Genomic DNA, 13,387 nt, shown 5'->3' with positions numbered 1-13,387 from the left:
CACCCCACACACAACCCCCAAAAGGGCAAACCGTGTGATCGGTGCAGCCAGGAAACCAGAAACACACAAGTACCGGAAGTTACCCCCCGGTCCTGTTGTCTCAGGACCCAACAGTGTGCCAAACACTAAACCGCCTCCCCCCACCCCGGGACCGTTCCAGGACCACCCTCCAAAAGAGAGGATCCGTACTGGGTCAGGACAGGAAAACAAGCGGCCGCTATTTGCTGATATTCCACCCGTGAGCACCCGCCGCAGAACAAACGTCTGCGCAACGGGCGTACTCCTGACAAACCCCCACACCCGCATACACGGGCCGGATAATTTGTAGGTGCTCCTTAGAAAGGAGGTGATCCAGCCGCACCTTCCGGTACGGCTACCTTGTTACGACTTAGTCCCAATCGCCAGTCCCACCTTCGACAGCTCCCTCCCACAAGGGGTTAGGCCACCGGCTTCGGGTGTTACCAACTTTCGTGACTTGACGGGCGGTGTGTACAAGGCCCGGGAACGTATTCACCGCAGCGTTGCTGATCTGCGATTACTAGCGACTCCGACTTCATGGGGTCGAGTTGCAGACCCCAATCCGAACTGAGACCGGCTTTTTGGGATTAGCTCCACCTCACAGTATCGCAACCCTTTGTACCGGCCATTGTAGCATGCGTGAAGCCCAAGACATAAGGGGCATGATGATTTGACGTCGTCCCCACCTTCCTCCGAGTTGACCCCGGCAGTCTCCTATGAGTCCCCGCCATCACGCGCTGGCAACATAGAACGAGGGTTGCGCTCGTTGCGGGACTTAACCCAACATCTCACGACACGAGCTGACGACAACCATGCACCACCTGTAAACCGACCGCAAGCGGGGCACCTGTTTCCAGGCGTTTCCGGTTCATGTCAAGCCTTGGTAAGGTTCTTCGCGTTGCATCGAATTAATCCGCATGCTCCGCCGCTTGTGCGGGCCCCCGTCAATTCCTTTGAGTTTTAGCCTTGCGGCCGTACTCCCCAGGCGGGGCACTTAATGCGTTAGCTACGGCGCGGAAAACGTGGAATGTCCCCCACACCTAGTGCCCAACGTTTACGGCATGGACTACCAGGGTATCTAATCCTGTTCGCTCCCCATGCTTTCGCTCCTCAGCGTCAGTTAATGCCCAGAGACCTGCCTTCGCCATCGGTGTTCCTCCTGATATCTGCGCATTTCACCGCTACACCAGGAATTCCAGTCTCCCCTACATCACTCTAGTCTGCCCGTACCCACCGCAGATCCGGAGTTGAGCCCCGGACTTTCACGGCAGACGCGACAAACCGCCTACGAGCTCTTTACGCCCAATAATTCCGGATAACGCTTGCGCCCTACGTATTACCGCGGCTGCTGGCACGTAGTTAGCCGGCGCTTCTTCTGCAGGTACCGTCACTTTCGCTTCTTCCCTACTGAAAGAGGTTTACAACCCGAAGGCCGTCATCCCTCACGCGGCGTCGCTGCATCAGGCTTGCGCCCATTGTGCAATATTCCCCACTGCTGCCTCCCGTAGGAGTCTGGGCCGTGTCTCAGTCCCAGTGTGGCCGGTCACCCTCTCAGGCCGGCTACCCGTCGTCGCCTTGGTGAGCCATTACCTCACCAACAAGCTGATAGGCCGCGAGTCCATCCAAAACCACAAAAAGCTTTCCACCCCCCACCATGCGATGAGGAGTCATATCCGGTATTAGACCCAGTTTCCCAGGCTTATCCCAGAGTTAAGGGCAGGTTACTCACGTGTTACTCACCCGTTCGCCACTAATCCCCCAGCAAGCTGGGATCATCGTTCGACTTGCATGTGTTAAGCACGCCGCCAGCGTTCATCCTGAGCCAGGATCAAACTCTCCGTTGAAGAAAAACAGACACAACCAACAACCCCCGGGAAAACGGGAGCATTGACTGCACAAAATTTGAAACCAGCTGTAAAAACCAGACCACACCACGGGGTGGCATAATCCGGCAAAACAACCAATCCATTACAATAAATTGGTATCAACAAACTTGGCACACTATTGAGTTCTCAAACAACAGACACACCCGGCACCACCACAACCATCACAGTCGCGGATCGCTCCGGAGCAACTTTTCAAACTTACCCGGTCCCGGCCCCCAATGCAAATCCCGCTTCCAGGACCCACACCAGCAACCCAACCAGCCCCACCCGAACCCGCAGCGCACAAAACGCCAACCAGATCCTGGCCTTGAAAATTTTAGGGGATTGGCCGCCTCCGGTTCCCAGCATTCCCGCTGGTCTCCCTCTCGGCGACTTAGAAAACAATACACCCACCCCACCCCCACCGCAACTCCAGTCGGGCCGCCCGCGCCAGTGCCACTAACCCGCGCCACCAAAGGCTTGTACGGCTATTCAGGCCTTAAAAACGTCCCGTTCCGCAACAGAGGTGCACTGTGCTTTGGGTCACCGAGCGGCACGCAACGGTAGCGCCCGATAGCGTCTGCAGAGTCGCTGTGGCATCGCGGTCAGGGGTCGGACGCCGGCCACCCCGGCGGGTTCATGCCTGCGGGCCGTCGAGCGTGACCAGGCGCCGTTGCGCATAGCGCATCGACTGGTGTCGTGGGCGTCAGCGCCAGAATGCGGTGAGCTGCCCGGCGACTGCTCTGCCTTGGTTATAACCAGCTCGAGCAGCAGCCGGACGCAACGACAGATCCATGGCATTCGGGCCGAACATGTGCTCGCTATCCGGAAAGACGGTTTCCACTCTGCTGCCGCTTGCGCGTAGTTCTTCGACCTGGGTTGCAAGGTGCATGCCCCAGTCGACCGGCGTCCTTGATCTTCCGCCGAACGGTGACAGCACCAGCACCCTGGCGTATCCGGCCGCCAGATCGGCATTCTCAGCGTTGGATCGGTAGCCGCCGTCGATGTATCGGCTGCCGCCGATACGGTAGGGGAAGCCACTGGCGCAGCTGGCGGCGATGGCGTCCACCAAGTCGACCCCGCTGTGGCGGTCGAACACAACCGGTTCACCTGTCTGCGCATTAACAGCCGTGATGAGCATTTGCCGTTGGGGCCAGAGTTGATTGGGCAGCCGAGCGGCGACGGTAGAGCGCCACCGTCTTTGCCTAGCGCCGTCCGACACCCCGTCCATCTCGAGAGCCGCCGCACCCATCCTGCGGCGCATGTCAGCCGCATCCCCGGCGGCGGCGATGATTGCGCTCGTCCTCTCCATGTGATTCGACGCCGGCGCGATCGGGACAGGTCCACGGCCGGATCCAGCCAGCCCGTTCGGTGGCAGGGATGCAGGAGCGAGGATGTCGGCCAGCAGTCCGGCAGGGGTCGCGCCAGCCATCTGAGCCGCGGCGGTCGATCCGGCGGACGTCCCGATGACCAGATCGGCCTGGGTCACGTCCAACCCGGCCTCAAACAGCCCGGCGACGACGCCGATCAGCCACGCATTGCCTGTCGATCCGCCGCCGCCGAGGATCAACGCGCGCTCACCCGCTGCGCGTATCCGCTTTGTGGCGTCGAGCTGCGGCTGATCCTGGTCTGACCTCGGCTGGTCCGAGGCCGTCGTTGAGGGGAGATGCAGAGTCCAAGAAGGTGTTGTGTTCATGGGAGTCGCCTTTCGCGAATTGCCTGTTAGGCGCTCCCGGTAGCGATTAGCTCAATCGCGCGATCGTGGACTGCAGGGGAGCGCCCGGTGCGGATACTGCGTACATGGGTCTCACCTCCTGCCGACGGGTCACGATGTCCAAAAAACTAGCACGACGTAGCGAAATTGCGCTAGAGGGTCATGCCGATTGCCATGCCACTGTCGTGCGCGCCGCCGACCGCAACACCCTCATCTGGATAGGACAGAAAGTAGAACCCGTCTACGCATGCGAAAAGCGGCCGCGGCCCATATTGGGGCCAGGCGTCGACCGACAACCGCCGCTGCCGGCTGGCGTCAGGGGAGTCCGTCGGTGTCGGCGGGTGCCCGGTGGCCCCCCGGCAAGGCGGGTGCCGGTAGCTGCGGGACGCAGCTGCCGGACGGCGCCGGCAGCGCGCAGGTGCACCCAGGGACGCCGGGCAGACGGGACGACGCGGCGGGGCGTTAAATGCGGGAGAGCCTCCGACCTGGTGGTTGGAGGCTCTCGACCGTGTTAATTTATGTCCGGCGGTGACCTACTCTCCCACACCCTCCCGGGTGCAGTACCATCGGCGCTGTGGGTCTTAGCTTCCGGGTTCGGGATGGGACCGGGCGTTTCCCCCACGCTATGACCGCCGTAACCCTGTTACCCGCCCCCCAGGCCTGGGCCGAGGGTGGGAAGTCTGTGTGGTTACAACTTGTGCTCCTGCCGGTGAGGGCAGGGGTGGTGTTGTTATTCAGTTGTTCGGTTCTCAAGCAACGGGTTTGTTGGTTGGGAACCACATAGTGGACGCAAGCAGTCTTGTTTCTTTTTACCACCCCGTGGTGCAAACGTCTTTTGAAGTGCCGTTTGCGGGGGTGGTGTGTGGTGTAAGTTATCGGCCTATTAGTACCGGTCAGCTTCACGAGTCGTTAGTCCTCGCTTCCACATCCGGCCTATCAACCCAGTGGTCTGGCTGGGGGCCTCTCACACACAAGGTGTATGGAAATCTCATCTCGAAGCGAGCTTCCCGCTTAGATGCTTTCAGCGGTTATCCCATCCGAACGTAGCTAATCAGCGGTGCACTTGGCAGTACAACTGACACACCAGAGGTTCGTCCGTCCCGGTCCTCTCGTACTAAGGACAGCCCTTCTCAAATTTCCTGCGCGCGCAGCGGATAGGGACCGAACTGTCTCACGACGTTCTAAACCCAGCTCGCGTACCGCTTTAATGGGCGAACAGCCCAACCCTTGGGACCTACTCCAGCCCCAGGATGCGACGAGCCGACATCGAGGTGCCAAACCATGCCGTCGATATGGACTCTTGGGCAAGATCAGCCTGTTATCCCCGAGGTACCTTTTATCCGTTGAGCGACGGCCATTCCACAATGTACCGCCGGATCACTAGTCCCGACTTTCGTCCCTGCTCGAGATGTCTCTCTCACAGTCAAGCTCCCTTGTGCACTTACACTCGACACCTGATTGCCAACCAGGCTGAGGGAACCTTTGGGCGCCTCCGTTACTTTTTAGGAGGCAACCGCCCCAGTTAAACTACCCATCAGGCACTGTCCCTGACCCGGATTACGGGCCGAAGTTAGATGTCCAAAGTGACCAGAGTGGTATTTCAACGATGACTCCACCCCCACTGGCGTGAGGGCTTCAACGTCTCCCACCTATCCTACACAAGCCACTCCGAACACCAATACCAAACTATAGTAAAGGTCTCGGGGTCTTTCCGTCCTGCTGCGCGTAACGAGCATCTTTACTCGTACTGCAATTTCGCCGAGTTTATGGTTGAGACAGCGGGGAAGTCGTTACTCCATTCGTGCAGGTCGGAACTTACCCGACAAGGAATTTCGCTACCTTAGGATGGTTATAGTTACCACCGCCGTTTACTGGGGCTTAAATTCTCAGCTTCGCCTTGCGGCTAACCGGTCCTCTTAACCTTCCAGCACCGGGCAGGAGTCAGTCCGTATACATCGTCTTGCGACTTCGCACGGACCTGTGTTTTTAGTAAACAGTCGCTTCCCCCTGGTCTCTGCGGCCCCTGCACGCTCCCCGCAGCAAGTGCGGATCACGATGGGGGCCCCCCTTCTCCCGAAGTTACGGGGGCATTTTGCCGAGTTCCTTAACCATAATTCTCTCGATCGCCTTAGTATTCTCTACCTGATCACCTGTGTCGGTTTGGGGTACGGGCGGCTAAAACCTCGCGTCGATGCTTTTCTCGGCAGCATAGGATCACCGAATCCCCCCATACGGGGGTCCCATCGGGTCTCAGGCATCATGAACGGCGGATTTGCCTACCGTTCGCCCTACATCCTTAGACCGGGACAACCATCGCCCGGCTCGGCTACCTTCCTGCGTCACACCTGTTAATACGCTTGCCTCCCAGGATCAGGTCCCGCGCTCCACCAAAACCCTCACACCACAAGGGTGATCGGGCAGGTCTCGGGCGGTTAGTATCCCCTGTTCAGCATGGGCGGTTTTTCGCCGGTACGGGAATATCAACCCGTTGTCCATCGACTACGCCTGTCGGCCTCGCCTTAGGTCCCGACTTACCCAGGGCAGATTAGCTTGACCCTGGAACCCTTGATCATTCGGCGGACGGGTTTCTCACCCGTCTTTCGCTACTCATGCCTGCATTCTCACTCGTGTAGGCTCCACCGCTGGTTTCCACCGCGACTTCACCGCCCACACGACGCTCCCCTACCACTCCAGACGCCTGAACCACGAGGGCTTGGCTAATATCTGAAATCCACAACTTCGGCGGTGTACTTGAGCCCCGCTACATTGTCGGCGCGGAATCACTTGACCAGTGAGCTATTACGCACTCTTTTAAGGATGGCTGCTTCTAAGCCAACCTCCTGGTTGTCTTCGCAACTCCACATCCTTTCCCACTTAGCACACGCTTAGGGGCCTTAGTTGGTGGTCTGGGCTGTTTCCCTCTCGACTATGAAGCTTATCCCCCACAGTCTCACTGCTGCGCTCTCACTTACCGGCATTCGGAGTTTGGCTGACGTCAGTAACCTTGTAGGGCCCATTAGCCATCCAGTAGCTCTACCTCCGGTAAGAAACACGCAACGCTGCACCTAAATGCATTTCGGGGAGAACCAGCTATCACGAAGTTTGATTGGCCTTTCACCCCTACCCACAGCTCATCCCCTCCATTTTCAACTGAAGTGGGTTCGGTCCTCCACGACGTCTTACCGTCGCTTCAACCTGGCCATGGGTAGATCACTTCGCTTCGGGTCTAGATCACGCCACTGCAACGCCCTGTTCAGACTCGCTTTCGCTACGGCTTCCCCACACGGGTTAACCTCGCGACGTAACACTAACTCGCAGGCTCATTCTTCAAAAGGCACGCCGTCACAGCTACAAGGCTGCTCCGACGGATTGTAAGCACACGGTTTCAGGTACTGTTTCACTCCCCTCCCGGGGTACTTTTCACCTTTCCCTCACGGTACTGGTCCGCTATCGGTCATTAGGGAGTATTTAGGCTTATCAGGTGGTCCTGACAGATTCACACGGGATTTCTCGGGCCCCGTGCTACTTGGGATACTCATCCGGGCGGTACACAACATTTCGGTTACGGGGCTCACACCCTCTCTGGCCGGCCTTTCAAGACCGTTCACCTATGCCTGCACATCACACCCCACCACCCCGGCAGAGATGGTATGGAAAGTCCCACAACCCCGACCATGCAACGCCCGCCGGCTATCACACATGGAACGGTTTAGCCTGATCCGCGTTCGCTCGCCACTACTGACGGAATCACTATTGTTTTCTCTTCCTGCGGGTACTGAGATGTTTCACTTCCCCGCGTTCCCTCCACGCACCCTATGTGTTCAGATACGGGTCACCAGATCACACGAAGCGTCTGGCGGGGTTTCCCCATTCGGACACCCTGGGATCACAGTCCGGTTATCGACTCCCCCAGGCTTATCGCAGATTCCTACGTCCTTCTTCGGCTCCTAATGCCAAGGCATCCACCGTGTGCTCTTAAAAACTTGACCACAAAAGATCAAGGAGTAATTCACGAGAGAACCATGGAACCAGACCGCAACCAGCCACCACCCAAAAGCAGCAGCCACATCACGGAACAGATCCAGGTTCATATTCTTGGAAATTGCTTCTTATAAAAGATGCTCGCGTCCACTATGTAGTTCTCAAACAACAACCCCGTACCACACACCCCACACACAACCCCCAAAAGGGCAAACCGTGTGATCGGTGCAGCCAGGAAACCAGAAACACACAAGTACCGGAAGTTACCCCCCGGTCCTGTTGTCTCAGGACCCAACAGTGTGCCAAACACTAAACCGCCTCCCCCCACCCCGGGACCGTTCCAGGACCACCCTCCAAAAGAGAGGATCCGTACTGGGTCAGGACAGGAAAACAAGCGGCCGCTATTTGCTGATATTCCACCCGTGAGCACCCGCCGCAGAACAAACGTCTGCGCAACGGGCGTACTCCTGACAAACCCCCACACCCGCATACACGGGCCGGATAATTTGTAGGTGCTCCTTAGAAAGGAGGTGATCCAGCCGCACCTTCCGGTACGGCTACCTTGTTACGACTTAGTCCCAATCGCCAGTCCCACCTTCGACAGCTCCCTCCCACAAGGGGTTAGGCCACCGGCTTCGGGTGTTACCAACTTTCGTGACTTGACGGGCGGTGTGTACAAGGCCCGGGAACGTATTCACCGCAGCGTTGCTGATCTGCGATTACTAGCGACTCCGACTTCATGGGGTCGAGTTGCAGACCCCAATCCGAACTGAGACCGGCTTTTTGGGATTAGCTCCACCTCACAGTATCGCAACCCTTTGTACCGGCCATTGTAGCATGCGTGAAGCCCAAGACATAAGGGGCATGATGATTTGACGTCGTCCCCACCTTCCTCCGAGTTGACCCCGGCAGTCTCCTATGAGTCCCCGCCATCACGCGCTGGCAACATAGAACGAGGGTTGCGCTCGTTGCGGGACTTAACCCAACATCTCACGACACGAGCTGACGACAACCATGCACCACCTGTAAACCGACCGCAAGCGGGGCACCTGTTTCCAGGCGTTTCCGGTTCATGTCAAGCCTTGGTAAGGTTCTTCGCGTTGCATCGAATTAATCCGCATGCTCCGCCGCTTGTGCGGGCCCCCGTCAATTCCTTTGAGTTTTAGCCTTGCGGCCGTACTCCCCAGGCGGGGCACTTAATGCGTTAGCTACGGCGCGGAAAACGTGGAATGTCCCCCACACCTAGTGCCCAACGTTTACGGCATGGACTACCAGGGTATCTAATCCTGTTCGCTCCCCATGCTTTCGCTCCTCAGCGTCAGTTAATGCCCAGAGACCTGCCTTCGCCATCGGTGTTCCTCCTGATATCTGCGCATTTCACCGCTACACCAGGAATTCCAGTCTCCCCTACATCACTCTAGTCTGCCCGTACCCACCGCAGATCCGGAGTTGAGCCCCGGACTTTCACGGCAGACGCGACAAACCGCCTACGAGCTCTTTACGCCCAATAATTCCGGATAACGCTTGCGCCCTACGTATTACCGCGGCTGCTGGCACGTAGTTAGCCGGCGCTTCTTCTGCAGGTACCGTCACTTTCGCTTCTTCCCTACTGAAAGAGGTTTACAACCCGAAGGCCGTCATCCCTCACGCGGCGTCGCTGCATCAGGCTTGCGCCCATTGTGCAATATTCCCCACTGCTGCCTCCCGTAGGAGTCTGGGCCGTGTCTCAGTCCCAGTGTGGCCGGTCACCCTCTCAGGCCGGCTACCCGTCGTCGCCTTGGTGAGCCATTACCTCACCAACAAGCTGATAGGCCGCGAGTCCATCCAAAACCACAAAAAGCTTTCCACCCCCCACCATGCGATGAGGAGTCATATCCGGTATTAGACCCAGTTTCCCAGGCTTATCCCAGAGTTAAGGGCAGGTTACTCACGTGTTACTCACCCGTTCGCCACTAATCCCCCAGCAAGCTGGGATCATCGTTCGACTTGCATGTGTTAAGCACGCCGCCAGCGTTCATCCTGAGCCAGGATCAAACTCTCCGTTGAAGAAAAACAGACACAACCAACAACCCCCGGGAAAACGGGAGCATCGACTGCACAAAATTTGAAACCAGCTGTAAAAACCAGACCACACCACGGGGTGGCATAATCCGGCAAAACAACCAATCCATTACAATAAATTGGTATCAACAAACTTGGCACACTATTGAGTTCTCAAACAACAGACACACCCGGCACCACCACAACCATCACAGTCGCGGATCGCTCCGGAGCAACTTTTCAAACTTACCCGGTCCCGGCCCCCAATGCAAATCCCGCTTCCAGGACCCACACCAGCAACCCAACCAGCCCCACCCGAACCCGCAGCGCACAAAACGCCAACCAGATCCTGGCCTTGAAAATTTTAGGGGATTGGCCGCCTCCGGTTCCCAGCATTCCCGCTGGTCTCCCTCTCGGCGACTTAGAAAACAATACACCCACCCCACCCCCACCGCAACTCCACTGCGCGTGGGCACGGTCACTGCCCTTCTTCGCCGCTCTGGGGCTCACGTTGAGCCCGAACTTCCCGGAGGACCCCGGCGGCCGCTCGTCTCCAACGCAAAAAGGGCCGGCAACCTTTCGGTCGCCGGCCCTTCTCAAGCCACTGGCTTCAGGGGTGCTGAATTACCAGGAAGACTTCGTGATGCCCGGGAGCTCACCGCGGTGGGCCATGTCGCGCAAGCGGACACGGGAGATACCGAACTTCTGGAAGGTGCCGCGGGGACGGCCATCGATGATGTCGCGGTTACGAACGCGCACCGGGGAGGCGTTGCGCGGGAGCTTCTGCAGGCCGAGGCGTGCAGCTTCGCGAGCTTCGTCGGTTGAGTTGGGGTCAACCAGGGCCTTCTTCAGTTCGAGGCGCTTGGCAGCGTAACGCTCGACGATGACTTTACGCTGTTCGTTCTTAGCGATCATTGACTTCTTAGCCATGTGTTTAGCGCTCCTCTCGGAATTCGACGTGCTGGCGGATTTTGGGGTCGTACTTCTTCAGAACCAGGCGGTCCGGATCGTTACGACGGTTCTTGCGCGTCACGTAGGTGTAACCCGTGCCCGCGGTCGACTTGAGCTTGATGATCGGACGTACGTCCTTGTCCTTTGCCACTAGAGCTTCACTCCTCGTGCCAGGATGGCGGCTACGACTACGTCGATGCCACGTACGTCGATGGTCTTGATGCCCTTTGCAGAGACCTGCAAAGTGACATTACGGCGCAGGGACGGAACCCAGTAGCGCTTCTTCTGGATGTTCGGATCGAACCGGCGCTTGTTGCGACGGTGCGAGTGCGAAATGCTGTGTCCAAAGCCCGGCTCGGCTCCGGTCACCTGGCAGTGTGCTGCCATGACGACTCTCCTCAAAAATAATTGAAACGGTAGGCGGAGTTCCCGCGCGACCGTGCGACAGGCAGCGTCCGCTTCCAGATCCCACGTGCTTCGTCCCCGCGGTGTTCAGGCAGACGGCGCAAACCGGCTGCTGTCCTCACTGCGGCGAAGAATGTGGGCCACGGCCTACGGCGGCGGAACCTTTCGGAAAGCCGCTGCGAACTGCCGGGATACTGGGCGAATACAGGAGTGCACGCAACTTGAGCCCCTAACTACCGGCCATCGGGACTGTCGTTTCTGCAGACAAATCCCGCCAACCGGAGCAATTGCACACGCTCCGCGCCACCTAGCGCCTACCAAGTCTACGAGCTTGACGAATTAAAGACCAATCCACGGGGGAGGTGGTGTATATGGCCGCGCCATACGAGCCGCCCGGGACATAAGCGCACCGTAGCGGTTTCACAGCTGAATGATAGGGACTGAGTGGACGCTTGTCTCATGACACCACTACTCCAGTCCGCTGTTCCAGCAGGAACCCGCCGCCCACCTGGGCGCCCGGACAGTCCTCGCTACGGCCAGGACCCGTTCCGGGCGCAGTCGCGTCGGCGGCTGTTGCGGACCGACCTGTTGACCGTCCTCGCGTGGTCATCGGTGGCCGGCGCCGTGGCGTTGTGGCTCGCCGACGGCGGCGCGTCAGGGTTCTCCACGCTCGCCGGATCATTCACGGCCGTTGGAATCGTAGCCGGCCTCGCGGGCATGGACCTCGTCCTGTTGATGCTGCTCCTGGCGGCCCGTATCCCGCTCATCGACGCCGCCGTCGGCCACGACCGGGCTCTCGAGTTCCACCGGAAGCTCGGGAAGCCGGCGCTGTACCTCCTGCTGGCCCACGGGGTTCTCATCGCGGTGGGCTACGGGATGGCCGAGGGCCTGGACCCGGTCAGCGAGGCGGTTGCCTTGTGGGCGCTCGTCCCCGACATGTGGCTGGCCTTCGTATCAATCGCACTGTTCATCGCCGTCGTGGTCACGTCCCTGGTGGCCGTCCGCCGTCGGTTCCCCTACGAGTTCTGGTACGCGGTCCATCTGCTTACCTACGCTGCCGTCCTGACGTCGATCCCGCACCAGTTCAGCGTGGGCGGACTCTTTGCCGAGGGCACCTGGCAGCGCTGGTACTGGCTCGCCATCTGCATCGCCACGGGCACCGCCCTCGTGCACTACCGGGTCCTGGAGCCAGTCGTGGCCACGTTCCGGCACCAGCTGACGGTCAGCCGGGTGGTGCCGGTGGCGCCGGGGGTCGTCAGCATCGAGATGACGGGGCTGCACCTGGCCGATCTCGCGGGCAGCGGCGGACGGTTCTTCATCTGGAGGTTTCTCGCTCCCGGGCTGTGGTGGCACCCGCACCCGTTCAGCCTCTCGGCCGAGCCCATCCGGTTCGACCCGGCAGGCAATGGCATGTTGCGGATCACCGTCCGGAACCTGGGCCGTGGCTCCAAGCAGCTGGCAGCAGTGAAGCCAGGCACCAAAGTGGCCGTGGAGGGACCCTACGGGCTCTTCAGCACCGCAGCCCGCAGCCGGAAGCGTGTCGTCATGATCGGAGCCGGCATCGGGATCACCCCGCTCCGCGCCCTGCTGGAGCACACCCCGTTTGAACCTGGCGACGCTACCGTCCTGCTCCGCGGCCACAGCGGGTCGGAGCTTTACCTCGGCGACGAGATCCTGGAACTCTGCCAGGGACGCGGCGCCACGCTGTTCCACCTTGTGGGCCCGCGCGCCGCGGGCGGCCCCGCCTGGCTTCCGGAGGAAGCTGCGTGTGCGGGGCACCGGCTGGAGAGCTACGTTCAGGACCTGGCCGATTCCGACATCTACATTTGCGGACCCGCGAACTGGGCCCGCGTCGTCCTCGACGATGCCCGCGCCGCCGGCGCCAAGGAAGAACAACTCCACTACGAAAGGTTTGACTGGTGAGAATACGGGGAGCGGTTTCAGCAGCACTGGCATCGGCCGGAATTCTTCTGGTGGGCTGGCAGTCGGGCGGCCAGCCTGCCGAGACGGCAAGCTCAGCGACGGGCACGTCCGCCAGCACCTCCACCGGCGCAGCCGGCAGTACCGGCACCTCGTCCGGTAGCGCCGGGACCGGCAGCGCAGCGTCCGGCAGCACCGGCGCGGCGGCCAAGGCGGCCGGAACGTTTCCCGGCGCCGTCGTCCAGACCCGCTTCGGCGCCGTCCAGGTGCAGATCACAGTGCAGTCCGGCAAGATCACCGATGTCACTGCGCTCCAGTTGACGGACGCAGAGCGGAAGTCCATCCAGATCAGCAACCGGGCGGCACCCCTGCTCCGGACCGAGGTCCTTGCTGCCCAGTCTGCTGACGTGCAGACGATCAGCGGCGCCACGGTCACAAGTGATGCCTATCTGAGTTCGCTCCAGGCAGCCCTCGATGCAGCGAACCTCTGAGC

6 protein-coding genes and 4 rRNA genes are annotated in these 13,387 nt (G+C 59.7%); 2 read left to right on the top strand and 8 right to left on the bottom strand.

Translation table 11 applies throughout. From position 1 onward, the window contains the following. Positions 1-339: 339 nt before the first annotated feature. The 8 genes from QFZ65_RS02475 to rpmB all read right to left on the bottom strand — a co-directional run bounded on the left by QFZ65_RS02475 (position 340) and on the right by rpmB (position 10,956). A 16S ribosomal RNA gene (locus QFZ65_RS02475) occupies positions 340-1,862 on the bottom strand. A 727-nt stretch (positions 1,863-2,589) separates the two neighbouring features. Then, positions 2,590-3,579 (bottom strand): patatin-like phospholipase family protein, encoded by a 990-nt coding sequence (locus QFZ65_RS02470; protein WP_306908000.1) that lies wholly within the window; start codon positions 3,577-3,579, stop codon positions 2,590-2,592. 538 nt (positions 3,580-4,117) lie between these two features. Continuing rightward, a 5S ribosomal RNA gene (rrf, locus tag QFZ65_RS02465) occupies positions 4,118-4,234 on the bottom strand. Positions 4,235-4,459: 225 nt separating this feature from the next. Then, a 23S ribosomal RNA gene (locus QFZ65_RS02460) occupies positions 4,460-7,586 on the bottom strand. A 515-nt stretch (positions 7,587-8,101) separates the two neighbouring features. Beyond that, a 16S ribosomal RNA gene (locus tag QFZ65_RS02455) occupies positions 8,102-9,624 on the bottom strand. Together the 16S, 23S and 5S rRNA genes form the textbook arrangement of a ribosomal RNA operon. Positions 9,625-10,242: 618 nt before the next feature. Next, a complete protein-coding gene (gene rpsN, locus QFZ65_RS02450) occupies positions 10,243-10,548 on the bottom strand; it encodes a 30S ribosomal protein S14 (protein ID WP_306907999.1) in 306 nt (101 codons plus the stop codon). A gap of 4 nt (positions 10,549-10,552) precedes the next feature. Next, on the bottom strand, positions 10,553-10,720 hold the full coding sequence (gene rpmG / locus QFZ65_RS02445; protein ID WP_003798558.1) for a 50S ribosomal protein L33: 168 nt from the start codon (positions 10,718-10,720) through the stop codon (positions 10,553-10,555). After that, entirely contained in the window at positions 10,720-10,956 is a 237-nt protein-coding gene (rpmB, locus tag QFZ65_RS02440; RefSeq protein WP_050687447.1) for a 50S ribosomal protein L28, read from the bottom strand. The genes rpmG and rpmB overlap by 1 nt, the downstream gene beginning before the upstream one ends. Positions 10,957-11,433: 477 nt before the next feature. Here rpmB and QFZ65_RS02435 point away from each other — a divergent pair, with 477 nt between their 5' ends. Both QFZ65_RS02435 and QFZ65_RS02430 read left to right on the top strand, forming a co-directional pair. Continuing rightward, positions 11,434-12,897: a ferredoxin reductase family protein gene (locus QFZ65_RS02435; RefSeq protein ID WP_306907998.1), complete on the top strand. Its 1,464-nt coding sequence runs from the start codon at positions 11,434-11,436 to the stop codon at positions 12,895-12,897. Next, entirely contained in the window at positions 12,894-13,385 is a 492-nt protein-coding gene (locus QFZ65_RS02430; RefSeq protein WP_306907997.1) for an FMN-binding protein, read from the top strand. Before QFZ65_RS02435 ends, QFZ65_RS02430 begins: the two co-directional genes overlap by 4 nt. The last annotated feature ends 2 nt before the right edge of the window (positions 13,386-13,387 follow it).

Origin of the sequence: Arthrobacter sp. B3I9, assembly GCF_030816935.1 — a bacterium.
Classification (GTDB): Bacteria; Actinomycetota; Actinomycetes; order Actinomycetales; family Micrococcaceae; genus Arthrobacter.
Note: the sequence above shows the minus strand (reverse complement) of the source record. Positions and strands in the feature narration are given on the sequence as shown.

Excerpts from the sequence above, each read along its gene's own strand:
- QFZ65_RS02470 (WP_306908000.1), bottom strand. The coding sequence starts at position 3,579 with ATGAACACAACACCTTCTTGGACTCTGCATCTCCCCTCAACGACGGCC.
- rpmB (WP_050687447.1), bottom strand. The coding sequence starts at position 10,956 with ATGGCAGCACACTGCCAGGTGACCGGAGCCGAGCCGGGCTTTGGACAC.
- rpsN (WP_306907999.1), bottom strand. The coding sequence starts at position 10,548 with ATGGCTAAGAAGTCAATGATCGCTAAGAACGAACAGCGTAAAGTCATC.
- QFZ65_RS02435 (WP_306907998.1), top strand. The coding sequence starts at position 11,434 with ATGACACCACTACTCCAGTCCGCTGTTCCAGCAGGAACCCGCCGCCCA.